General features: G+C 58.7%; 19 protein-coding genes. 10 read left to right on the forward strand and 9 right to left on the reverse strand.

Going from position 1 to position 23,075, the window contains the following annotated elements:
• Nucleotides 1-11: 11 nt before the first annotated feature.
• The 5 genes from M017_RS0121350 to M017_RS0121375 all read right to left on the reverse strand — a co-directional run bounded on the left by M017_RS0121350 (nt 12) and on the right by M017_RS0121375 (nt 9,744).
• The gene (locus M017_RS0121350) at nt 12-3,137 is read right to left on the reverse strand and encodes an efflux RND transporter permease subunit (protein WP_080508070.1); all 3,126 of its coding nucleotides are present in this window, start codon (nt 3,135-3,137) and stop codon (nt 12-14) included.
• On the reverse strand, nt 3,134-6,274 hold the full coding sequence (locus M017_RS0121355) for an efflux RND transporter permease subunit (protein WP_031500226.1): 3,141 nt from the start codon (nt 6,272-6,274) through the stop codon (nt 3,134-3,136). Before M017_RS0121355 ends, M017_RS0121350 begins: the two co-directional genes overlap by 4 nt.
• A 5-nt stretch (nt 6,275-6,279) precedes the next feature.
• Nucleotides 6,280-7,590, reverse strand: coding sequence for an efflux RND transporter periplasmic adaptor subunit (locus tag M017_RS0121360; RefSeq protein ID WP_051670696.1), 1,311 nt, complete (start codon nt 7,588-7,590; stop codon nt 6,280-6,282).
• A gap of 114 nt (nt 7,591-7,704) precedes the next feature.
• Complete coding sequence (locus M017_RS0121365; protein ID WP_155121550.1) at nt 7,705-8,817, reverse strand: response regulator; 1,113 nt, start codon at nt 8,815-8,817, stop codon at nt 7,705-7,707.
• A gap of 243 nt (nt 8,818-9,060) precedes the next feature.
• Complete coding sequence (locus M017_RS0121375; RefSeq protein ID WP_031500229.1) at nt 9,061-9,744, reverse strand: DNA alkylation repair protein; 684 nt, start codon at nt 9,742-9,744, stop codon at nt 9,061-9,063.
• 31 nt (nt 9,745-9,775) lie between these two features.
• Between M017_RS0121375 and M017_RS0121380 the strand changes: the two genes are divergently transcribed.
• Nucleotides 9,776-10,216, forward strand: a complete 441-nt coding sequence (locus M017_RS0121380; protein ID WP_238325997.1) for a peptidylprolyl isomerase — start codon at nt 9,776-9,778, stop codon at nt 10,214-10,216.
• On the opposite strand, the gene M017_RS0121385 is transcribed toward M017_RS0121380, so the two are convergent.
• Together M017_RS0121385 and M017_RS0121390 are read right to left on the reverse strand one after the other, a co-directional pair.
• Nucleotides 10,213-10,524: a tetratricopeptide repeat protein gene (locus tag M017_RS0121385; RefSeq protein ID WP_031500231.1), complete on the reverse strand. Its 312-nt coding sequence runs from the start codon at nt 10,522-10,524 to the stop codon at nt 10,213-10,215. The genes M017_RS0121380 and M017_RS0121385 overlap by 4 nt on opposite strands.
• Nucleotides 10,524-11,660, reverse strand: a complete 1,137-nt coding sequence (locus M017_RS0121390; RefSeq protein WP_155121551.1) for an SGNH/GDSL hydrolase family protein — start codon at nt 11,658-11,660, stop codon at nt 10,524-10,526. The genes M017_RS0121385 and M017_RS0121390 overlap by 1 nt, the downstream gene beginning before the upstream one ends.
• 24 nt (nt 11,661-11,684) lie before the next feature.
• Between M017_RS0121390 and M017_RS28110 the strand changes: the two genes are divergently transcribed.
• Nucleotides 11,685-12,425, forward strand: coding sequence for an acyl-[acyl-carrier-protein] thioesterase (locus M017_RS28110; RefSeq protein ID WP_051670699.1), 741 nt, complete (start codon nt 11,685-11,687; stop codon nt 12,423-12,425).
• Here the strand turns inward: M017_RS28110 and M017_RS0121405 are convergent.
• Together M017_RS0121405 and queC are read right to left on the reverse strand one after the other, a co-directional pair.
• Nucleotides 12,422-13,099 (reverse strand): 7-carboxy-7-deazaguanine synthase QueE, encoded by a 678-nt coding sequence (locus M017_RS0121405; protein WP_031500235.1) that lies wholly within the window; start codon nt 13,097-13,099, stop codon nt 12,422-12,424. The genes M017_RS28110 and M017_RS0121405 overlap by 4 nt on opposite strands.
• Nucleotides 13,096-13,785: a 7-cyano-7-deazaguanine synthase QueC gene (gene queC, locus M017_RS0121410; RefSeq protein WP_238325998.1), complete on the reverse strand. Its 690-nt coding sequence runs from the start codon at nt 13,783-13,785 to the stop codon at nt 13,096-13,098. The genes M017_RS0121405 and queC overlap by 4 nt, the downstream gene beginning before the upstream one ends.
• Before the next feature lie 19 nt (nt 13,786-13,804).
• Between queC and rlmB the strand changes: the two genes are divergently transcribed.
• The 8 genes from rlmB (at nt 13,805) to M017_RS0121450 (ending at nt 23,075) form a co-directional block, all read left to right on the forward strand.
• Nucleotides 13,805-14,521: a 23S rRNA (guanosine(2251)-2'-O)-methyltransferase RlmB gene (gene rlmB / locus M017_RS0121415; protein WP_031501182.1), complete on the forward strand. Its 717-nt coding sequence runs from the start codon at nt 13,805-13,807 to the stop codon at nt 14,519-14,521.
• Nucleotides 14,522-16,177: a gamma-glutamyltransferase gene (ggt, locus tag M017_RS0121420; RefSeq protein ID WP_031500237.1), complete on the forward strand. Its 1,656-nt coding sequence runs from the start codon at nt 14,522-14,524 to the stop codon at nt 16,175-16,177.
• 9 nt (nt 16,178-16,186) lie between these two features.
• Entirely contained in the window at nt 16,187-17,050 is an 864-nt protein-coding gene (locus M017_RS0121425) for a sugar phosphate isomerase/epimerase family protein (RefSeq protein ID WP_031500238.1), read from the forward strand.
• Nucleotides 17,047-18,360: an asparagine--tRNA ligase gene (asnS, locus tag M017_RS0121430; protein WP_031500239.1), complete on the forward strand. Its 1,314-nt coding sequence runs from the start codon at nt 17,047-17,049 to the stop codon at nt 18,358-18,360. The genes M017_RS0121425 and asnS overlap by 4 nt, the downstream gene beginning before the upstream one ends.
• Nucleotides 18,361-19,278, forward strand: coding sequence for an arginase (rocF, locus tag M017_RS0121435; protein ID WP_031500240.1), 918 nt, complete (start codon nt 18,361-18,363; stop codon nt 19,276-19,278).
• 78 nt (nt 19,279-19,356) lie between these two features.
• A complete protein-coding gene (locus M017_RS0121440) occupies nt 19,357-20,337 on the forward strand; it encodes a D-alanine--D-alanine ligase family protein (protein WP_031500241.1) in 981 nt (326 codons plus the stop codon).
• A 2-nt stretch (nt 20,338-20,339) separates the two neighbouring features.
• Nucleotides 20,340-21,752, forward strand: coding sequence for a S41 family peptidase (locus M017_RS0121445; protein ID WP_031500242.1), 1,413 nt, complete (start codon nt 20,340-20,342; stop codon nt 21,750-21,752).
• A gap of 9 nt (nt 21,753-21,761) precedes the next feature.
• Nucleotides 21,762-23,075: a c-type cytochrome gene (locus tag M017_RS0121450; protein WP_051670700.1), complete on the forward strand. Its 1,314-nt coding sequence runs from the start codon at nt 21,762-21,764 to the stop codon at nt 23,073-23,075.

Here is a 23,075-nt window from a genome sequence, read left to right on the forward strand (position 1 = left end):
GGCCCAGTCCTCTAGTGGACTGGAACCGGCTGCTGGCTCGGCAGATTGTCTTTTTCGTTCTGATTGTGCACAGGCTTCTTGGCCACCTTCGCCAGATAGGTGTAAACCACTGGGGTCAGGTAGAGCGTGACCAACTGCGAGAAGAGCAGACCGCCGACAACGACAAGGCCGAGCGGCTGCCGCGCTTCGCCACCAGCTCCATAGCCAATGGCGATGGGCACCGCACCGAGCAGCGCGCACATGGTCGTCATCATGATCGGGCGGAAGCGGACCAGGCAACCCTGATAGATCGCCTCATCGGAACTCATGCCCTCGCGCTCCGCCTCGAGTGCGAAGTCGATCTGCATAATCGCGTTCTTTTTCACGATGCCGATGAGCATGATCAAGCCGACAAAGGCGTAAATGCTCAGATCCATCTTGAACAGGTAGAGCGTGAGTAGCGCACCAAACCCGGCACTGGGCAGCCCCGAGAGAATCGTGATCGGGTGGATGAAGCTCTCATATAGAATGCCGAGAACAATGTAGACCACCGCAATGGCAACCGCGAGCAGAATCCAGAGATTCCCGAGTGAGCCCTGGAAGGCGCCGGCGGCGCCCTGGAAGCTGGCCGATACACTGCCCGGCACTACTTCAGCCGCCACCTTAGCCACCTGATCGAGCGCGACGCCCAGCGCCGCATCGGGCCTGATCCCGAAGGACACGGTAACCGCAGGCAACTGTCCATAGTGGCTGATGGCCAGCGGACCATTGTCCAGTTCCACCTTGGCCAGCGCCTCCAGCGGAATCAGATTATTGTTGGACGCCTTGAAGTACAACATCGACAGCAGCTTCGGGTCCGACTGGTACTGCGGCATCAATTCGAGCAACACCTTGTACTCGTTCACCGGGGAGTAGATCGTCGACGCCCAACGTGGGCCATAGGCGTCATAAAGAGCGTTCTCAATCTGATTCACGTTCACCTGAATCGCCGCTGCCTTATCGCGATCCACTTCGATCTTCACTTGCGGGGAACGAATCATCAGATCGCTCGTCACATCTTCGAGCGTGTGGAGCTTGGACAGTTCATTCGTCAGGTCCTCGGCCGCCGCATAGAGCGCCTCTTTATCCGGAGAATAAAGTGTGTACTGGTAAAGACTCTTCGAAACAAGTCCACCGATGCGGACGACAGGGGGATTTTGCGGATAGGCCTTGAGCCCGGGGTACTGGGCGAGCTTGGGCCGAATGCGAGCAATGATGTCGTTCACAAGCAGATGCCGCTCGGCCCGTGGCTTCAAGTGGACCACGATCTGACCGTAGTTATTGCCCCCGAGTGAAGTGGAAGCCGTGCCGCCGATATTGGAGACCAGCGATTCGACATCGGGGTCTTCCCGGAGCATCTCGGCAATTTGGTTCTGGTACAGCATCATCTGCTGGAAGGAGGTTCCCTCTTGGGCTTCCGTGATGACGGTCATCTGGTCAGTGTCCTGATCGGGAATAAAACCTTTCGGGACTTCGACAAAGAGCCAGCCGGTGGCCACCAGGATCAGCAGCGAGAACACCATGGTGGCGGGCCGGTGCCGCAGAACAAACTTCAGACTGCGGTCATAGCCGGCAAGCCAGGCATCGAAGGCTCTTTCAGTAATCAGGTAGAACTTGCTCTTGTGATGCGAGACGCGGAGAAAGCGGCTCGAAAGCATCGGAGTGAGCGTCACCGAGACCACGCCGGAAATGAGAATCGCGACGCAGATCGTGACCGAGAACTCCTGGAACAGGCGGCCAAGCACGCCGCCCATGAACAGAATCGGAATAAACACGGCGGCGAGCGAAATCGTCATCGAAACAATTGTGAAGCCAATCTCGGCGGCTCCTTCGAGCGCGGCCTGCATCGGCGGCTTGCCCATTTCCATGTGCCGCACAATGTTCTCGAGCATGACGATCGCGTCATCAACCACAAAGCCGATGGCCAGAATCAGCGCCATCATCGACAGGTTGTCGAGCGAATAGTGGCAAAGGTACATCACGGCAAAGGTGCCGACGATCGAGAAGGGAAGCGCCAGGCTCGGAATCAAGGTTGCCGAGAAATTCCGCAGGAAGATATAGATCACCGCGATGATCAGCAGCAGTGTGAGCAGCATGGTGAACTGCACGTCGGCATAAGATTCGCGGATCGTATCCGAGCGGTCATAGAAGATCTTCATCTCGACCGACGGTGGGATATCTGCCTTGAATTGCGGGAGCAGTTTCTTGATCGCATCGGTCACCGCGATCGTGTTCGTGCCGGGCTGCCGTTGGATGCCAAGAACAATCGCCCGGCGGCAGCCGCTCTCATCGCAGAACGACGATGCGGTGCGCTCATCTTCGACGCCATCGACAATATTGCCAAGCTCCTGGAGCCGAATCGGCGAACCGTTGCGATAGGCAACGATGATCGTCTTGTAGGCTTCGGCGTTCATCAACTGGCCACTCGCCTGTAAGGTGAAGGCGCGTTGCGGGCCATTGATGGTACCGGTGGGCAGATTGACGTTCCAGGTCTTAAGGGCTGTCTCCACCTCATTGATGCCGACGAGTCGCGAGGCCATCGCATAAGGGTCCATCTGCACGTGGACCGCATAGCGCTGCGCACCCAGAATCGCAACTTGGGCGACGCCGGTCACCTGCGAGATCCGCTGGGCCACACGGGTCTCGGCAAACTCATTCAGCGTATAGAGTGGCATCGAATCCGAAGACAGCGCCAGGTAAAGAATGGGCTGGTCGGCGGGATTCACCTTGGCGAAGGTCGGCGGCGTCGGCATGCCCGGTGGCAGCAAGCGGGAGGACTGTGTAATCGCCGCCTGAACGTCTACAGCAGCCGAGTCGAGACTCTTGTTCAACTCAAACTCGAGGGTGATCTGCGTCGAGCCGAGCGTGTTTGTGCTGGTCATCGAAGCAAGACCGGCGATGGTCGAGAACTGGCCTTCCATGGGCGTGGCGACCGCGGATGCCATCGTCTCCGGACTCGCGCCCGGCAATTGCGCGGTCACGAGCAGGGTGGGGAGGTCGACGTTGGGAAGATCGCTGACCGGCAGCGCACGGTAGGCAATGATACCGAAGAGGCCAATGGCCACCATCAGCAGCGTGGTCGCGATGGGCCGTTCGATAAAGATTTTAGAGACGTTCATGAATGAGCTTCACCAAGGGTAGGCGTCGCGATGCCAGGCTTGGCTTTCTTGCGCGCACTGAGAAAATTTTGAAAGTGATCGAGGTAAACGTAGACGACGGGAGTGAGATACAGCGTGATCGCCTGAGAAAAAATCAGGCCGCCTATGATCACCATGCCGAGGGGCTTGCGGGCTTCTCCACCAGCGCCGTAGCCGGTGGCAATGGGCACCGCCCCCAAGAGCGAGGCGGCAGTGGTCATCATGATCGGACGGAAGCGGGTCATGCAACCCTTAAAGATGGCCTGCGCCGCAGGCATGTTCTCATTGCGTTGGGCAGCCAGGGCGAAATCGATCTGCATGATCGCATTCTTCTTCACCAGGCCAATCAACAGGATGAGGCCGACAAAGGCGTAGAGATTCAACTCCACCCCTGTGATCAGCAGTGTGAGTAGTGCTCCGAAGGCAGCCGAAGGCAGTCCGGAAAGAATCGTTAACGGATGGATGAAGCTCTCATAGAGCACACCGAGGACGATATAGACCACCAGGATGGCGACGACCAGCAAGGTCGTCATATTGGAGAGCGAATCCTGGAAGGCCTTCGCCGTACCAGCGAAACTGATGTTGATATTCGAAGGGAGCTTCTCGCGGGCCAGCGTCGTAATTTCTTCTACCGCCTGACCGAGGGCGACGCCTGGCTTGAGGTTGAACGAAACTGTGACGCTGGGGAGCTGGCCGGAATGATTGATCATCTGCGGACCTGCATCCTCGACACGATGGGTTACCGCTTCAATCGGAATCAGCCGTCCGTCTCCCGACTTCAAGTAGAGCTTTGAGAGCATATCGGCAAAGGCCTGGTAGCGCGGCGTCACTTCGAGCATCACGCGGTACTGGTTATTCGGCGCATAGATGGTGGATGCAAAGCTGGTGCCATAACCGTTGTAGATGGCTTGTTCGATTGTTTGTACATCCAGATTGTAGGTGGCGGCTTTGTCGCGGTCGATCTCGATCCGCACCCGCGGACTCCGCATCTGGATATCGCTATTGATATCGAGCACGGCTGGAAGCTTCGCGACTTCGCGTTCAAAGAGTTGGCCTTCACGATACAGTTGCGCCGTATCGGTTGCCTGCAGGGTCACCTGATAGCTGGAATTCGATCCCCGGCCTCCAATGCGGATGGCGGGTGGAAGGGTCGGTACGGCGCGAACGCCCACAATCGAGGCGAGCTTCGGTCGCAGCCGGTTCGCGATCTGCGCGGCAGAATCCTTGCGCTGCTTGAGCGGCTTCAACTGGACAAAGAGACGGCCGGAATTGCCGCCGCCCCCACCTCCCGGGCCGCCCCCGCCCACGCTGGACAAGAACGTTTCGACGTCCGGGTCCTGGGCTACCACCTGATTCACTTTTTCCTGAATCACCCGCATCGCCTGGTAGCTGGTGCCTTGCGCCATCTCGGTATTGATCGAGATCTGGTCCGCGTCCACATCGGGAATGAAGCCTTTCGGCACCACTTCGAGCAACTTGAAGGTGGCGGCAAACATCGCGATAAAGACCACCACCATCACCAGATGATGCCGCACCACCCAGGTCAGGCTCAGTTCGTACATCCGGGTTGCCAGCAGCAGGGGAGCCTCCACCATCCGGGAAAGCAGATTCGGCCGCTCCGGGGAATGAGGCCGCAGGATCCGGCTCGCCAGCATCGGCGTGAGAGTAACGGAGACAAAACCGGAGATCAGCACCGCTACGGTAATCGTCACGGCAAACTCACGGAAGAGCCGGCCCATCACTCCACCCATGAATAGAATCGGAATGAATACGGCGGCAAGCGAGACCGTCATCGAGATGATCGTGAACCAGATCTCGCGCGAACCCTTGAGGGCCGCTTCCATTGGGCTTTCTCCCGCCTCCACGTGCCGCACGATGTTTTCGAGCATGACGATCGCATCGTCGACGACAAAGCCGACGGACAGGATAATCGCCATCATCGATAAGTTGTCCAGTGAGTAATCGAGGATGTACATCACTGCAAAGGTGCCCACCAGGGAAATCGGGAGAGCCAGGCTGGGGATGATTGTCGCCGAGGCTTTCCGCAGAAACAGGAAGATCACCAGGATCACCAGGAAGAGGGTCAGTACCAGCGTTACCTCAATATCGGCAAAGGCCTCCCGGATGTTCTTCGAGCGGTCCGCGCGGATGCTCAGATCGACCGTGGGCGGCAGTTGCTTGCGAATCTCGGGGAGCACCTTCCGGACTGCATCGTTCACCTGAATGATGTTGCTGCCGGGCTGGCGCATCACCATCAGATTGATGCCCTGGACAAAGGTCTTATCTGCGTTGAAGTTCCACGCCATGGTGCGCTCGTCTTCGCTGCCGTCACGGACAATGCCGAGGTCGGCCAAGCGCACCGGTGCGTTGTTGCGCCAGGCGACGATCAGGTCCTTGTAGGCTTCGGCGTTATGGAGTTGTCCATTCGTATGGATCGCGTAAGCGCGATTCGGGCCCCACAGGGTACCGGTTGGAGTATTGACATTCCAGTTCCGGATGGCGTCGGCGACTTCATTGATGCCGATGCCGCGAGTGGCCAGCTTCTCCGGGTCCACCTGCACCCGGACGGCAAACTTCTGCGAGCCCATGACATTCACTTGCGCCACGCCATCGATCGAGGAGATGCGTTGGCCGATCACGGTCTGTGCAATTTCGTCGAGCTGCCATTTCGGCATCGCGTTCGAGGTGAGCGCGAAGAACATTACCGGACCATCGCTCGGATTCACTTTGCGGAAGGAGGGCGGGGAAGGCATGCCCGGCGGCAGCAATGGCATCGCCGCGCTGATTGCCGTCTGTACGTCGACTGCGGCGCCGTCGATCTCGCGCGAGAGATCGAACTGCATGGTGATGTTAGAGGACCCCAGCGAATTCGAGGAGGTCATGGAATCGACACCGGCGATGGTGGTGAATTGCCGTTCGAGTGGAGTGGCCACCGAAGACGCCATTGTCGTCGGATCGGCGCCGGGAAGGTTGGCCGAGACGCTGATCGTCGGGAAGTCGACGTTGGGGAGGTCGCTCACCGGAAGGGCGAAATACGCAATGACGCCAAAGAGCCCGATGCCCACCATCAGCAGGATGGTGGCCACAGGGCGCTTAATGAATATCGCTGAGAAATTCATGAGAGCTATTCAGCTTTCTTGGGACGGCCGCCGCCTTTGTTTTCGCCGCCACCGGAGTTTTCGGCACCCTTGGCTTCGCCCTTGCGTCCACCGCCGCCACCGGCTGCGGGGCGAGGGGTGACCTTCAGGCCGGGAGCAATGCGCAACTGTCCTTCGGTCACAATCGTTTCTCCCGCATTGATGCCCTTGGTGATGACAATCTCATTGCCATTGCGCTGGCCCGTGGTCACCGGACGGTTCTCGACGGTACGATCTTCCTTGACGACATAGATATAGCTGCCGTCCTGCCCCGTTTGAATCGCCTGGTTCGGGACGACGACTGCATTCTCGAGCGTGCCCAGGCGCATCCGCACGCGGACAAACTGGCCCGGCCACATCTTGCGATCCTGATTCGGGAAGCTGGCGCGGAGCCGTAAGGTGCCGGTGGTGGAGTCTACCGTGTTTTCGATGAAGATCAGGACACCCTGGTGGGCGTCTGGGGAACTGGTGGCTGTATCCTGCGGGGTCGCTGTCACCGGAATCTTCTCTTTTCCGAAGCGGTTTGCAATCTTCTGAAACTGTGATTCCGGCACGGCGAAGGTCACATTCAGCGGTTGGATCTGGACGATGCTCACCAATTCGGTGGTGTTCGCCGAGACAATATTGCCTGGCTTGACCAGCAGCGTACCGGTGCGGCCGGTGATCGGCGCCTTGATCGTGGTGAAGCTCAACTGGACCTTGAGATTGTCAATCGTGGCCTTATTCGCGGCAATGTCGGCCCGCGAGCTCTCGATTGCCGCGCGATCCGCATCCGTTGCTTCCTTCTGGGCCTGTGCCTGGGACTGCGCCTGCGCCCCGACTTCCTTCGACACGATGCCTTCGCGCATCAGCTCTTCATTGCGCTTGGAGACCGAATTCAGGTATTCGGCCTGTGCGACGTCCTTGGCCAGAGTTGCCGTTGCCTGGCGCAACTGCGCCTCGCTGCGGGCGAGGTTGGCAATCGCCTGATCGAGCTGTGCCGTGATCGTGCGGCGGTCGATCTCAAACAGCGGGCTGCCGGCGGTGACAAATTCGCCCTCCTTAAACAGCGCCGCCTTCAATTCGCCGCTGACTTGGGGCTTGATCGTAACGGTAGAGCTCGCCTCGACATTGCCGATGACGTCGAGATCGAGGGGGACATCCTTCGTGACCGCTTTGGTGATGACAACTGGAACGTCGCCGCCTTTCTTACCGGCTCCTTTCCCTGGTGTCGTTGCGGCTTGTTGGTTGCACGCAGTCAGAAAAAGGGCCAGAGCGGCAGTCGAGGCGAGGGTGAGAGTCGAGAACGGGAGGCGCATGAGAATGGAAATGGAAATGCCTAAATTAGCAAGACTTAGCATGTGTTGGCAAAGTTACCTATAGCCCGTGATCGGCGCTAGGAATCACCGCGAGAAGGGAGAGAGAAAGTCCGCCTACAACAGTTGGCGGATGGTGCGGAGTAATGTTTCGCTTTCGACCGGTTTTGGAAGATAACCTTGCATCCCGTGGGAAATACATAGGGTGCGGTACTCGTCACCGGCATTGGCGGTGAGGGCGAGCACTGGTGTCTTTTCGTACCCTACGACGTCGCGGAGATGCGTTGTGGTTTCAATTCCGTCCATTCCAGGCATTTGCAGGTCCATGATGACCAATTGGAAGCGTTCTTTTGCGGCAATTTCTAGGGCTTCAGGGCCAGAAGCCGCCAGGGTGACCTGATATCCGCCCCGTTTTAGATAGGCTTCGGCCACTTTACGTGCTGCCTCATTGTCATCGACAACGAGGACATTTTTCTCGGCTGTTATCTGGAAAGTCGGCTCGAGTTCGGAGTGTCCAAATGGAATTGTGAAGGAAAAGACACTTCCTCTGCCGGGGGTGCTTTCTACGCTCAGGTCGCCACCGAGCACTTTCGCCAGTCCTTGCGCCAGGCTCACTCCGAGCCCCAGGCCCGGATAGCGGCGCGACAGACCGTTCTCCAGTTGCTCAAAGGATTCGAAGATGCGGGTGATCTCTTCGTTGCTCATCCCAATGCCGGTATCTTGGATCTTGGCGGTGAGCAGGAAACGTTTCAAATCGGTCGGATGCGGGGCGATATCCACGTGTAGCTCGACGCTTCCCTTTTCTGTGAACTTAACGGCGTTCGACAGCAGGTGCTGGAGAAGCTTGCGGAAGCGGAGTTCGTCTCCCTTGGCCGCCTCGGGAACCTCATCGGAGAGCCGCAGGTAAAAATTCAACCCCTTTTGGCGGGCCTTGATTAGCCACTGGGCCGATAGTGCCTCAATGGCCTCATGGAGAAGAAAATCGCTCGAAATGACGGACGCTTCTCCGGCGGCCAGAGCGGTGAACTCCAGGGTAGAGGACAAAACGGCGTAGAGTTCCTCCGCACAGGCCTTGGTGAGATTCACATACTCACGCTGTTCGCCCGATAACGGCGATTGCTCGAGCAGGCTGGTCATGCCGAGGATGCCGCTCAGCGGAGTCCTCACCTCATGATTCAAGGCCGCAAGGAACTGACGCTTCAGCCGGTCGATTTCCATCATTTCAGCCATTCCAACCACTAATCGGCGGAAGACCTTAGAGCCTTTAGCTCTTTCAGCGATTGTGCAGGAATCCTTCGATGCCTGCAATCAGAGTGCAGAGCAAGACGTGCGCCATCCAACCATAATGAATCCAATATCTTGTGAAGTGGAGGATCATCCGGAGGTCTTGTCTCACCATGGCTGCCTTTTATTTTCTCTAAGGTTTTTGCCTGAGAGGGTGAGCTAGGGTACTGTGCGAAGACTGAGCTGGTACTAGTGCCTAGTCTTTGCCTGGAGGATGCGCTTGCGCTGCTCTTCCGGAAGTTTCTCGATGGCGTAGCGCAATGTCGTGCGTGGGATGCGGGTGTAGTGGGTCTCGAGAAAATGGAGCAGGGCAGGCTGAGAGGTTTTTCCTGCCTCGCGCAGCATCCAGCCGACGGCCTTATGGATCAGGTCGTCGGGATCGCCGAGCAGCAACTCCGCAATCGCATAGCTGTCGGCCGTGTCGCCAGTCCGTAGAAACGCAAAAGTGGCGAGAATCGCGATGCGGCGCTCCCATAAGGATCGCGACCGGACCAGCCGGTACAGCGGCTGGCGGCTCCGGACCAGCAGATGTTGCCCGACGATCTCCCGGGCGGAACTATCGACGAGATCCCAGTTGTTGATCGCCCGTGTCTGCGACAGGTAAAAGTCGTAGATCTCCTGGCGCCGTGCTGCATCGGCTTTCTGGTATTGCGCAACGAGAATCTGCAAGGCAGTGAAGCGTTCTTCGTGGATGGGGGAGGCAAGCAGTTCCTGAATCTGGTCCTGGGAGAGGTGTTTGGCCTCGCGTGCGATCTTGCGTTGCGCCGGCACAGAAACGCCGAGGAAGATGTCTCCCTCGCCATACTGGCCGGGACTGGTTTTGAAATAAGAGGCGGCATGCACCGCGCGTTCCGCCGTGCCGAGTGCGGCCAGAGCCTGCCGGACTTGGGCTGCGCCTCGTACGGTGGAGAACTTTCTTCGCTATGTCGATGCGGGCCTCTATACAGACGGGGCCTTCCATCGGAGTGTGCGCCTGGACAATCAGCCGCAGAGTCCGGTGAAGATCGAAGTGATTCAAGCGGGGATTGCCGCGGAGAAGCGGGGATTTGCGCCGATTGCTTTGGAGCGCACGCGCACGACCGGGCTGAAGCATGTGAACGGGACGATCTCGATGGCGCGCTCGGGACCGGATAGCGCTACTTCCGATTTTTTCTTTTGCATTGGCGATCAAACGGAACTGGATTTTGGCGGCAAACGGAATCCGGATGGCCAGGGCTTTGCGGCGTTTGGGCTGACGCTGCGTGGTCTTGACGTGATTCGCAAGATCCAGCAGCAGGCGGTGCAGGGGCAAACACTCCGGCCGCCGATTCGGATTCGCTCGATCCGGCGTGTCGAGGCGCCTTAGGTCTTGATGGCGTCGGCGATGGCGCGCACTTCGTCTGCTTCCCAATCGCGGCCGTTCTCGCGGAAATAGGCCTCCATCATGCGATGGACTTCGATATCCTTCGGGTCCATGCGTAGCGCTTCGTGGCACCAGTTTTGGAAGGCGCGCACCTCATCGATGCGCAGGCTGAGGCGGGCTAGTAATTTCGCGATTTCTACCGACTCATGGCCCTTCTCAACTGCTTCTTCCAGTAGAAGAATCGCATCTCCCAGGTCGCCAGCGGCAATGCACTCCTGGGCCTGTTCTAAATAATTCTGATCGACAGTCATCAATCCTTCCGCAGTTCAAACGTTCCGTGCATGCGCAGATAAGGGTCGATGGAACGCAATGCCTGGGTACCGACGAGCTTGCCTTCACTCAGTATGGCGCGGTACTCTTCCACCGCCATCCGCGGATCGCTGGTCATAAAAATCAGGGTGGAAGCATCAATGGTGCAGTTGCTGAGCGGGTAGCTGAGACGGATCTGGTTGCGCACCTGACTCAGGGTGATGCTTCCTTTGCAGGTTTTTCCGGCAACAGAGACGTTTAATTCCATCTCCTGTACCGCATTATGAACCATCGCTGTGCCGTGCCAGATTCCCTGGAAGTCTTCCGGTTTGCCGCTACCGACGGGTAAGGGTTTGAGAGAACTGTAGTCTGGCCGGGGCAGATTCGCGAGAAAACCGGCGCGGACCTGTTCCACGGCATAGTGTGCGGCGTCGCTCAAGAGATGTTGGTCGGCTTCAGTTAACTTGAGACCGGCGAAGTTGCGGGTGGCGCCTTCACAGCTTCGGTTGACGAGTGTTTCGAGGAAGACGCAAGCCGTCAGATAGGTTCCGGTGGGGGAGGGATGTGAGCCGTCCGGATCGAAGAGTTCGAACTGGGGCTGGGTTTCACGGATGCGCTTCCAGGCCAGGCCGGCGGGTGCGATGGTCGCGTTCAACTCCCGGGCTGCCTCTGAGTAGGCGTAATTCAGCGCGGTTTGAAACTCGGGATAAGCCTTGCGCGCCCAGGTGAGATAGAGAACCGGGCTGGCCCCTTTACGTTGGATTTCCGTATTCCAAAAGCGGCTCCAGCGCAGGAGTCCTCCAGGCTGATTGACGATCCATTTTCCGTTTGCGTAGTTGATGCCGAGTGTGGACTGGTCTTGCAGAACGACCTCGTCCCAGGTGCCGGAGCGCAGGACCTCGAGTCCGTTGGTCAGGCTCCAGAGCTCGGCTAAGGTGGAGCCGCCGCGGGTGACGCTCTTCGCCTCGATTTTCCGTCCGGGTGTCGAGTTTGCCAGCGCCATCACCATGTCTGGCAGCGAGTTTACGTAGGTGTAGGAATTGCCGAGGAATAAAACACGCAGCGGAGTTTCTGTTGCCGCTTCCTGCTCTGCCATTAAGGCGAAGGACGCGACAAGAAACACGGTTGCGAGACGCATGAGTGCTATTTTTACATGGCAGGTATGGAAGTCAAAATCTACCGTGAGCAATCGGTTGTCGGTTATTTCGAAGCCGACGTGAAGCTACGGCTTGCTCCGTCTGCGTATTGGCGCCTTTTGCAGAATGCGGCTGCTGCGCATGCTGCGATGCTTTCTGCTGCAACCGAGGAACTGCGCAAGGACGGCCAGACCTGGATGCTCTCGAAGATGCGCCTCGATGTGAAGCGGCATCCCCGGATTGGGGATGCGATTGTGGTGGAGACTTGGCCGAGTACGAAGTTGCGCGGGGCGCGGGCTTATCGCGATTTTGTGATTCTCGATGAGCGTGGTGCGACTCTTGCGACGGCTTCGAGCTTGTGGGTGATTGTCGATCTTGGCTCGCGGCGGCCGGTGCGGATTCCGGATGCAATTGTGGCGCTTTGTGTCGATCCTGGATACGCGATTCCTGCCGTCCAGGAAGAGGCGCTGAGTCCGCCGGAGGCGACTGCGCATGAGATGACGATCCGCGCGACCTGGAGCGATGCCGATCAGAATGAGCACATCAATAATGTTGCGATCCTGCGCTGGGCCGTCGATGCATTGCCGTTGGATTTTCTGATGCACCATGAACTGGAGCGCGCCGAGGTGCATTACCGCTCGGAATTGCAGATTGGGGACGTCGTGCGGATCTTAACGAGCCAGGATGGGCTGGTGGTGAAGCAGGCGGTGCTGAATGGGGAGAGCCGCATTGCGGCGCTGGTGCATCTGCAGTGGCGGCCCAGCTAGACGCCCCGCAGATCGCCCCAGAGCTGGACGTGCAGGCGGGGTGAGTAGCGGTAGCCGTGCGTTTTGCAGGCTTCGACAATCCAGTAGGAGCGCTGCTGCAAGGTGGCGGCGTCGCGGCCTTCCGGCATGAGCAGGACTTTTTCGGGGATAGCAGACAAGGCTTGGACGAGGGGCTGGATTTCTTCGAGATCGCTTGGCTGGGCGACGACGAATTTCAGTTGGTAGTCGCTGTGCTCCATCAGCTTGCGGAGCACCTCTGGTTGCAGGCGCAGCTTGTCGTGGCGGGAGGCCCAGAATTCGTCGGCGACCGGCGTCGAGTTGGCCAGCTTCGGGGAGATGCTCATCAGGTCGCAGGGGACAGGGCGGAAGACGGTTCCGGCCGTCTCGATGGTGATGTGGAGGCCGAGATCGCGGAAGCGCTGGCAGAGGGCAATCGATTCCTCAAAGAGCATCGGCTCGCCGCCGGTGAGGACCACGTGGCGGGCGGGGAAGCTGCGGACCTGGTCGACGATCTGATCGATGCTTTGCTCTGTGCCTTCGGGCTTCCAACTGGTGTAGGGCGTGTCGCACCAGACGCAGCGCAGATTGCAGCCGGAACTGCGCACGAAGACGCTGGCGACGCCGGCAAGCCCGCCTTCCCCTTGGATCGAATAGAAGATTTCGCTGATTTTCATCGCGACTGGTAGGGCACGGTGTCGGTGAGACCGGCTTCGGCGAAGCCTTTCAAGCGCAGTTGGCAGGCGTCGCAGGCGCCACAGGAACGGCCCGCGGCGTCGGGATCGTAACAGGTGAAGGTGAGTGAGAAGTCGACCCCTAACTCGGCGGCAAGCTTCGTGATTCCACCTTTGGATAGAGCAATGAGCGGCGTATGAATCTGCAGTGAGGTGGCGCCTTCAACGCCAGCGCGGGTGGCGAGATTGGCCATCTTCACAAAGGCGGCGATGTATTCGGGACGGCAATCGGGATAGCCGGAGTAGTCAATCGCGTTGACGCCGATGAAGATGTCGGCGGCGCCGAGGACTTCGGCCCAGGCGAGGGCGAAGGACAGGAAGATCGTGTTGCGCGCCGGAACGTAGGTGACGGGGATGCCGGTGTCCATGTCCTTTGCTGCGCGGTCCTTGGGCACATCGATGTCGGCGGTGAGCGCAGAACCACCAAAGCTGCGGAGATCGAGCTTCAGAATCTTGTGCTCACTGGCGCCAAGACTGGCGGCGATGCGGCGGGCCGCTTCGAGCTCAAAGAGGTGCCGCTGGCCGTAATCGAAGCTCAGCGCATAGCAATCGAAGCCCGCGCGGTGGGCAACGGCGAGGCAGGTGGAGGAATCAAGTCCGCCGGAAAGAAGACAAACTGCACGTTTCAAGGGGATAATCTCATTATAGATGGCCATATTGATTGGGATTCATCCCGTGAAGGAGGCACTGGCAGCGGGACGATCTCTCGACCGCGTGCTTGTCGCCAAAGGCGCCGGAGGCCCTCGAATCCAGGAGATCGTCGACCTCTGCCGCCAGAATAAAGTCGCTCTCCGTTTTGAACCTCGCGAATCGCTGGATCGCAGTGCCGGTGCGAATGCCCGCCACCAGGGGGTGGTTGCGTTTGGAGCCGAGAAGGAATACCAGCAGATTGATGAGGTGGTAGGGGGCGATCTGATCGTCGTCCTGGACGGGGTGGAAGACCCGCATAACCTCGGCGCGATTCTGAGAACCGCGTCGGCGGTGGGGGCTGGCGCGGTGGTAATTCCCGAACGCCGCGCGGTGGGTGTGACCGAAACGGTGGCCAAAGCGGCTGCCGGTGCGCTCGAACACATTCCCATTGTGCGGGTGAATAATCTGGCCCAAGCGCTCGAGAAGTTTAAGAAGGCCGGATATTGGATTTATGGCCTCGATGAGCGTGGCAAGCTCAGTTACGACAACGCCGACTTCGCCGAGAAGAGCGTCGTTGTTCTCGGAGCAGAGGGCCACGGACTCCACGAGAAGATCCGGAGCGCTTGCGATTTTCTAGTCCGCATCCCGATGAGCGGACCCATCCCCAGCCTGAACGTCTCTGTCGCCGCGGGCATCGTACTCTTCGATTGGAAAAGGCAGAGAGGCAATAAATAGATGAGATTCGCCCTGGTGATCTTTCTCGCGCTTGGTTTGAGCGCTCATGAGCCGGTCCGGGCTCGCAAGGCGATGGTGGTCACCCAGGATCCGATTGCGACCGATGTCGGCGTCGGGATTCTGAAACGGGGCGGGAATGCTTATGATGCGGCGGTGGCCGTTGCTTTTGCGCTTGCGGTGACTTATCCGACGGCGGGGAACATCGGGGGCGGCGGATTTGCCTTGGTCCGCAGTGCGAACGGCGAGGCCAACTTCATCGACTTTCGCGAGAAGGCTCCGGGCCAGGCGACGCGCGATATGTATCTCGATGCGCAAGGCAAGCCAACCCGGGATAGCGTGGTGGGCTGGCGCGCGAGCGGTGTGCCGGGCACCGTGCGTGGTCTGGAACTGCTGCACAAGAAGTACGGCAAGTTGCCGTGGGCCGAACTGGTGAAGCCAAGCGTCAAGCTGGCGAAGAATGGCTTTGTTCTTTCTTATGCGACGGCGCGCAGCATTCGCGGATCGGAGCGGACGACCGGACCGTTCCCTGAATCGAAACGTATCTATCTGAAGGGTGGCAGCTACTACGAGGCGGGAGAGACCTTGCGGCTCCCGGAGTTGGCACGCACTTTAGACCGGATTGCGAAGCGTGGGCCATCGGAGTTTTATCAGGGCGAGACGGCAAAGCGCCTGGCTGCCGAGATGGCGAAGCATGGCGGCCTGGTGACGGAAGCAGATCTGCGGAATTATCAGGCTGTTGAGCGGAAGCCGCTGCTGGGCCATTATCACGGTCATGAGATCATCGCGGCGCCTCCGCCGAGTTCGGGCGGGATTGGGATGCTGCAGATGATGGGGATGCTGGAGCACCTAAATCCGTTTCCTGCAGGGATGGGCAGTGCGAAGTTGGCCCATACGCTGGCCGAAGTGATGCGCCGCTATTATGCGGATCGAAGCCAATTTCTAGGCGATCCGGACTTTGTGAAGGTTCCGGTGGCGGGTTTGCTGAATCCGAAGTACATTGCGCAACGGGCCGATTCGATTACGGACCGGGCGACGCCTTCGGCATCGCTGCAGCATGGAGCGGTGCCGCCGGAGGAGAGTCCGGAGACGACGCATCTGTCGATTGTTGATGCGCAGGGCAATGCGGTTTCGCTGACTTATACGCTGAATGGCAGCTATGGGAGTGGCGTGACGGTTCCGGGGCTCGGCTTCCTCTTGAACAACGAGATGGACGATTTCTCGGCGAAGCCGGGCGTTGCGAACATGTTTGGGGCGCTGGGGGGTGAGGCGAATGCGATTGCTCCGGGGAAGCGGATGCTGTCCAGCATGACGCCGACCATTGTCACCAAGGACGGCAAGCTATTGCTGGTGATTGGCGCCCCGGGTGGGACACGGATCATCACTGGCGTGATGCAGGCGATTCTCAATGTCATCGACTACAAGCTGAATGTGCAGGACGCCATTGACGCGCCGCGTCTGCACCACCAGTGGATGCCCGACCGGCTCTATCTCGAACGCGGCTGGTCTCCCGATACGGTGGAGCTGCTTAAGAAAATGGGCCACAACGTCGAAACAGGTACGATGGGGGTCTCAAACGTACATGGAATTCTGGTGGAGGAAAAGTGGCTGCAAGGTGCGCCGGACGGGCGCAGCAATGGGAAGGCTGCTGGTTACTAAGTAAATAAAATGGATCACGTTCTTTCAACACATGTTTGCATCCAACACCGCCTGACAACGGTCTGGCTCGATCGAATCTGGGATGCGGGCATTCCGGCGGTCGAGATCTTTTGCGCCCGGCATCACTTGGACTATCGCGACCGTGCGCAGATCAATGAGCTGGGGCACTGGTTTCGGGATTCGCAACTGAAGCTGCATTCGCTGCATATGCCGATGTACAGCGATGACCAGTGGGGCCGTAGCGGACCCAACGCGACGATCAGCATCACGGAGCTGAGCAAGCCGCGCCGCCAGGAGATGGTGGACGAGATCAAGCGGGCGCTCGAGGCGGCCGAAGTGATTCCGTATCGCTATGCGGTGCAGCATCTGGGCGTGGGTGGGGAAGAGTTTGACCTGCGCAAGTGGGATGCGGCGTTTACGGCGCTCGAGGAGTTGAATCTGTTTGCCGGCCAGCGTGGCGTCGAGATTCTGCTGGAGAATATTCCGAACGCGCTGTCGAGCGGCGAGCGGCTGATGGGTTTTCTCGAGATGACGCATTTGCGCAATGGCTTCTGTTTCGATAGCGGCCATGCGCACATCATGAGCGGCATTGAGCACGAGTGGGAGATCATGCGGGACCGCGTGAAGTCGACCCACATCCACGATAACGACGGCAAGAATGACAATCATCGCTATCCGTTTCTGGGCGAGGATGGCAACGTGAATTGGCGCAAGACGATGGGCCTGCTGCGGGAGCGTCCGGGGCAGTATCCGCTGCTGTTGGAATTACGCGAAGTGCCGGGGATTCCGAAGTCGATCGAAGCGGCGGCCGAAGTGTTTCGCCGTCTGGAAGAACTGCCTTCGGCGGAAGAAGAAAGGGAATCAAGACGATGAGTGAGTTTCCGCGTGTCTCGATTGCATCGATTGGCAAGTACGAAGGCCAGACGGTGCGTTTGTCTGGCTGGCTGTACAATCTCCGCCGCAGCGGGAAGATCGCGTTTCCGATTCTTCGTGATGGCACAGGCTTCCTGCAGTGTGTGGCCGTTAAGGCGGAACTGCCGGAAGAGTTGTTTGAGTCCATCCGGAATCTGACGCAGGAATCGTCGCTAACCGTCGTGGGAACGGTGCGTGCGGAGAGCCGTGCGGCTGGTGGCTATGAACTGGACATCCAGGATGCGACCATCCACCAGCGCGTGCCCGAGGAAGATCCTTATCCGATTACGCCGAAGGATCATGGCATCGACTTCCTGATGGACCGGCGGCATCTGTGGCTGCGTTCGAAGCGGCAGTTTGCGATTGCCCGCATTCGCCATGAAGTGATCAGCGCGGTGCGCGATTACTTTGACAGCCGTGATTTTGTTCTGGTGGATACGCCGATCTTTACGCCCGCGGCTTGCGAAGGCACCAGCACGTTGTTTGAGGTGGATTACTTCGAGGACGAGAAGGTCTATCTGACGCAGAGCGGCCAGCTCTATAACGAAGCGAATGCGATGGCTCTGGGGAAGGTGTATTGTTTCGGGCCGACTTTCCGCGCAGAGAAATCAAAGACACGGCGGCATCTCACCGAGTTCTGGATGGTGGAGCCGGAGATGGCCTACGCGACGCTTGAGGACGTGAAGGTGTTGGCCGAAGGATTGGTGGTTTCGATTGTCGAGCGGGTGTTGGACCGCCGCCGCGAAGAACTGAAGATTCTTGAGCGCGATACGGCCAAGCTGGAGACGGTGAAGAGTCCGTTTCCGCGGATGAGCTATGACGAGGCGGTGAAGATTCTGCAGGGCAAGGGCAGCGAAATCACCTGGGGCGCCGACTTTGGCAATACCGACGAAACGCTGCTGACGGAAGAGATGGACCGTCCGGTGCTGGTGGATAAGTACCCGACCGAGATCAAGGCTTTCTACTTTCAGCCGGATGAACAGCGTCCGGAAGTGGCGCTCGGCGTCGATGTCATCGCTCCCGATGGCTATGGCGAGATTATCGGGGGCGGCCAGCGCATTCATGATCTGAATCTGTTGTTGCAGCGCCTCGAGGAGCACAAGCTGCCGCGGGACGCCTTTGAGTGGTATCTGGACTTGCGCAAGTTTGGCAGCGTTCCCCACGGTGGTTTTGGAATGGGGATTGAACGCACCGTCAGTTGGATGTGCGGGCTGGATCATCTGCGGGAAGCGATCGCTTACCCCCGAATGTTGTATCGCACGAGGCCCTAAATGGACGCTACTGAAGTTGCGATTATCGGCGCGCCGATGGACCTTGGGGCCGGACGTCGCGGTGTCGATATGGGGCCCTCGGCAGTGCGTGCGGCCGGTCTTCATGCCCGGCTGGCTTCGCTCGGTTACAGTGTCCGGGACCTGGGCAATATTGAGGTGGTGCAGCCGGAATCGACGACACCGAAATCGACTTCGGCTCGCTTTCTCGATGAGATTGCCGCTAGTTGCACCCGTCTTGCGAAGATTGTCGAAAGAGCGGCGAGTGCTGGGCAGTTTCCGCTGATTCTGGGTGGAGATCACTCGATTGCGGCAGGCTCGCTGGCGGGCTTAGCAAAGTACTATCGCAAGTCGAAAGCGAAGTTTGGGCTGATCTGGATTGATGCACATGCCGACATGAATATTCCGGCGACGAGTCCGTCCGGGAATGTGCATGGAATGCCTCTCGCTGCTGCGCTGGGCATGGGCCCGCGTGAATTGACGCATATCGGCGGTTTTGCTCCGAAAGTGTCTCCGCAGAACACGGTGCTGATCGGCCTGCGCGATGTCGATCCCGCCGAAGGGGTGAATGTCCGGGAGAGCGGTGTTCTGGCCTTTACGATGCGTGATGTGGATGAACTCGGCCTGCGGCAGGTGATGCGGCGGGCCATTGCGGCCGCAAGCGATGGCACCGAAGGCATTCATCTTTCCTTCGACATGGATAGCATCGATCCGGATTATGCTCCAGGGGTGGGCACTCCGGTGAGTGGCGGCCTGACCTATCGCGAGGCGCATCTGGCGATGGAGACGGTCAGCGATTCAAAGCTGCTGCGGTCTTTGGAGATCGTCGAGGTGAACCCAATTCTCGATACAGCGAATCGCACGGCATTGCTTGCGGTAGAACTGATTGCCTCGGCGATGGGGAAGCGCATTCTGCCTTGAGGTGTACGATCTCAACGGAATGTTTTGCAGTTTCCACCCAAACGGCCTGAGTGAAAGGCCACAATAGAAGGCGGAAGAATGTCTAAACTCAAAGTTGCCGTCGTCTATGGTGGCCGGTCTGGGGAACACGAAGTCAGCCTTCGTTCGGCCGAATCCATCATTTCCAATCTTGATCCGGAGCGTTACGAAGTTTCCCGATTTTTGGTGACCAAGGACGGAGCCTGGAATCCTGGCCCGATCCTGCCGGCACCGGGTGCGAATCCGAACATCGACCTAGTCTTTCCAATTGTCCACGGGACCTTTGGCGAAGACGGGACGATGCAGGGCTTGTTTGAACTTGCCGATCTTCCCTATGTCGGACCCGGCGTGCTGGGCAGCGCGACGGCGATGGACAAGGAATTTACAAAGCGGATTCTGCATGATGCCGGCGTGCCGATTGTCGATTATGTGATCCAGCGGCGCGGCGAACTGGATGCTGCCGCAATTATCGCGAAGCTGGGGCTGCCGGTGTTTGTGAAGCCGGCCAATCTGGGTTCCTCGGTTGGGATCAATAAGGCGAAGAATCTTGCAGGTTTGGAGGCTGCTCTTGAGGAGGCCGCCAGTTTCGATACGAAGGTGATTATCGAGCGGGCCGTTGCGGGCAGGGAATTCGAATGCAGCGTGCTGGGCAATGAAGAGATGCAGGCTTCGTTCCCGTGCGAGATTCTGCCGGCGGGCGAGTTCTACGATTACGATGCAAAGTATGTTCTCGATACGACGCGCATCGAATTGCCGGCGAAGCTGGATGCTGCGCAAACAGCGGCGATTCGCAAGCATGCTGTCGATGCGGTGCGAGCGCTGGGTTGCGAGGGGATGTCGCGGGTTGACTTCCTCTATGAAACCGCCACGGGGCAGTTTTACGTCAATGAAGTAAATACTTTGCCTGGCTTTACTTCCATCAGCATGTACCCCAAGATGTGGGAGCATTCCGGGATTCCTTATGCGCGGCTCCTGGACCGGCTGATCGAGCTTGCCCTCGAACGGCATGCTCGTAAGGCGGCCACCCGGTTTTATCGATAACAATGCGACGCCTTCTGACGGCCATTCTCCCGATGGCGCTTTGCGCTCAGGAAGACCCTTCGGGGCTTGCCGAGCACATCCGCCGCTTCACGCAAGTCTACGGCCTGGTAGAGGCGAACGCGGCGGAGCCGATCAGCGCGGGGCGGGCCTTTGAAGAGGGGGCGATTCCGGCGATGCTGCGGAAGTTGGACCCGCATTCGATCTTCTTCAATAAGGATCAGTTCCAGCAACTCCGCGAGATGGAGACTTCGACGCGGAAGGGCTTTGGCACGATTGTCAGCGTGTTGCCGGGCCGGGTGATTGTGTTGCAGACCATGCCCGGGAGCCCGAGCCAGCGCGCCGGTTTGAGCGCGGGTGATGAGATCATCGCCGTCAACAACGTGGCGCTCAGCCGCTTTGATACAGAGCAGATGGTGGAGTTTCTGGCCTATTCACGGCAGAAGGACGCTCTGCTAGCGGTGCGCCGCCAGAATTTTCCGAGGCCGCTTGAGTTTGTCTTGTCACCAGCGACGCTCGATGCGCCAACCGTCGACCGGGCCTATGAACTGAAGCCGGGCATCGGCTACATTCGCGTCGCCAGCTTTGAGGATAAGACCGGCCGCGACCTGCAGCGGGCGATTGAGAAACTGGGCGGTAAGCAACTGAAGGGGCTGGTGCTGGACTTGCGTAACAATCCGGGCGGCGTGTTTTCGTCAGCTCTTGAGGCGGCCAGCTTGTTTCTGCCTGCCGGGACAAGGCTGACCAGCATTCGCGGCCGCTCGAAGAAGGAAGAGAACATCGATGTTCCGGCAGAGAACGACCCTTACACGTTTCCTCTGGCGGTGCTGATGAATGAGAAGAGCGCGAGCGGGTCTGAGGTGGTGGCTGGGGCGTTGCAGGATCACAAGCGGGCGACGATTGTCGGTACAACCAGTTATGGCAAGGGTCTGGTGCAGAGCGTGTTCCCGATCAGCAATGGCGATGGATTGGCGCTGACCACTGCTTATTACTACACGCCGAAGGGCCGTTCGATCCAGCGCCGCTACGAAGGCGCCCAGATTGATCCAAACCTGAACACGGCGAAGGCGGGTATTGAGCCGGATGTCGTCCAAGGGCCGGAGCCTGGGACGCGCTTGCGTCATTTCATCGATGCGAATGGCCTCTTTGTCGCCTTTGCCACGGAGTGGCTGCAGCGGAACCCGAAGCCGCAGCCGGGCTATCGGATGCCGGCTAATACACTCGATCAGTTTCAGCAATGGCTGTCGGCTCATCAGGTGCAGCCGACGCTGGCGGAGTGGTCTGTGGACCGGGCCTGGATTGCGAATCGCCTCGAACAGGAACTGGTGAATCTGAGCCTTGGTGTGGAGAAGGGCGACGAGATTGAGGCGATTCGCGACCCGCAAATTCAGGCTGCACTGTCCCAGATAGCTCGATAGACTAGGGGCATGTACAGGGCCGCCTTCTTTGCCTCTCTTGCTTTGCCGCTTTTTGCCGCGACGGAGACGCCGACCTTCACGCGGGATATTGCCCCCATCCTTTTCAACAACTGCACCAGTTGCCACCGTCCCGGTGAGATTGGCCCGATGCCCTTGACCTCTTACAAAGAAATCCGGCCTTGGGCGAAGGCGATTCAGGCTTCTGTGCAGACACGGAAGATGCCGCCCTGGCATGCCGATCCGCATTATGGGAAGTTTGCGAATGATTCGCGCTTGAAGGATTCGGATGTGGCTTTGATTACGGCTTGGGCAAAGGCCGGCGCGCCGGAAGGGGACCCGAAGTTGCTGCCTGCTTTGCCGCAGTTTGCGGAGGGTTGGCAGATTGGGAAGCCCGATGCGATCTATTCAATTCCGGAATTTACGCTGTCGAACTCCGGCTATGACGAGCAGATGAACTTTGTGGTCGAGACGAATCTGAAAGAAGACGTCTGGGTGGAGGCGATCGAGATTCGCCCAGGGAACCGGAAGGTCGTACACCATGCTCATGTGTGGCTGGAGAGTGCGACTCCTGCTGCTCCCAAGCCCAAGGCCGCTTCGACGACGCCAAGGGTCAGCTACACCATGCGTGAGGGCACCCGTGCTTTTGCGCGCCCCGATGCGCCAGTGATTGACGATGGTTGCAGTCATCCGAATGGCGGTATGTGGCCCGGTGCGAGCCCGAGTGAATTGGGTTCGATTTTAGCGAGCTTTGTGCCGGGGAAGGCTCCGGAGCAATGGCCCACTGGAATCGCGAAGAAGATTCCGGCTGGCTCAAAGCTGAAGTTTACGATCCACTACTCGAAGACGACGGGCAAGGAAGAGAAAGACATCACGAGCGTGGGGCTCCGTTTTGCGAAGCAGCCGCCGACGCAGGAGTTGCGTCGTATCGATCTACACAATACGGCGTTTTTGATTCCGGCCAATGATGAGAACCATGTGGTGACGGCCTGCTATACCTTCCAGGAAGATGCGGATGTGCTCAGCTATCTGGCCCATATGCACTATCGCGGGAAGAGCATGAAGTTTGAGGCGATCTATCCGGATGGCCGGATGGAGACGCTCATCGATATTCCGAAGTACGATTTTGAATGGCAGACCAAATACCTGAATGCGACCCCGGTGCGGATTCCGAAGGGCACGCGCATCAAGCTGACGGCGACCTTCGACAATTCGCCAAACAACCGCTACAACCCTGACCCCTCGAAGGTAATCCGGTGGGGTGACAATACCGTCGATGAGATGATGGACGGCTGGTTTGAGTTTGTCACCCCCAAAACACAATAA

Source organism: Bryobacter aggregatus MPL3 (assembly GCF_000702445.1).
GTDB classification, from domain to species: domain Bacteria; phylum Acidobacteriota; class Terriglobia; order Bryobacterales; family Bryobacteraceae; genus Bryobacter; species Bryobacter aggregatus.

What these genes read in the sequence shown, in the direction of transcription:
- M017_RS0121350 (WP_080508070.1), bottom strand. Translation starts at nt 3,137, where the DNA reads ATGAACGTCTCTAAAATCTTTATCGAACGGCCCATCGCGACCACGCTG.
- M017_RS0121355 (WP_031500226.1), bottom strand. Translation starts at nt 6,274, where the DNA reads ATGAATTTCTCAGCGATATTCATTAAGCGCCCTGTGGCCACCATCCTG.
- M017_RS0121360 (WP_051670696.1), bottom strand. Translation starts at nt 7,590, where the DNA reads ATGCGCCTCCCGTTCTCGACTCTCACCCTCGCCTCGACTGCCGCTCTG.
- M017_RS0121365 (WP_155121550.1), bottom strand. Translation starts at nt 8,817, where the DNA reads ATGGCTGAAATGATGGAAATCGACCGGCTGAAGCGTCAGTTCCTTGCG.
- M017_RS0121385 (WP_031500231.1), bottom strand. Translation starts at nt 10,524, where the DNA reads ATGACTGTCGATCAGAATTATTTAGAACAGGCCCAGGAGTGCATTGCC.
- M017_RS0121390 (WP_155121551.1), bottom strand. Translation starts at nt 11,660, where the DNA reads ATGCGTCTCGCAACCGTGTTTCTTGTCGCGTCCTTCGCCTTAATGGCA.
- M017_RS28110 (WP_051670699.1), top strand. Translation starts at nt 11,685, where the DNA reads ATGGAAGTCAAAATCTACCGTGAGCAATCGGTTGTCGGTTATTTCGAA.
- M017_RS0121405 (WP_031500235.1), bottom strand. Translation starts at nt 13,099, where the DNA reads ATGAAAATCAGCGAAATCTTCTATTCGATCCAAGGGGAAGGCGGGCTT.
- rlmB (WP_031501182.1), top strand. Translation starts at nt 13,805, where the DNA reads ATGGCCATATTGATTGGGATTCATCCCGTGAAGGAGGCACTGGCAGCG.
- ggt (WP_031500237.1), top strand. Translation starts at nt 14,522, where the DNA reads ATGAGATTCGCCCTGGTGATCTTTCTCGCGCTTGGTTTGAGCGCTCAT.
- M017_RS0121425 (WP_031500238.1), top strand. Translation starts at nt 16,187, where the DNA reads ATGGATCACGTTCTTTCAACACATGTTTGCATCCAACACCGCCTGACA.
- asnS (WP_031500239.1), top strand. Translation starts at nt 17,047, where the DNA reads ATGAGTGAGTTTCCGCGTGTCTCGATTGCATCGATTGGCAAGTACGAA.
- rocF (WP_031500240.1), top strand. Translation starts at nt 18,361, where the DNA reads ATGGACGCTACTGAAGTTGCGATTATCGGCGCGCCGATGGACCTTGGG.
- M017_RS0121440 (WP_031500241.1), top strand. Translation starts at nt 19,357, where the DNA reads ATGTCTAAACTCAAAGTTGCCGTCGTCTATGGTGGCCGGTCTGGGGAA.
- M017_RS0121445 (WP_031500242.1), top strand. Translation starts at nt 20,340, where the DNA reads ATGCGACGCCTTCTGACGGCCATTCTCCCGATGGCGCTTTGCGCTCAG.
- M017_RS0121450 (WP_051670700.1), top strand. Translation starts at nt 21,762, where the DNA reads ATGTACAGGGCCGCCTTCTTTGCCTCTCTTGCTTTGCCGCTTTTTGCC.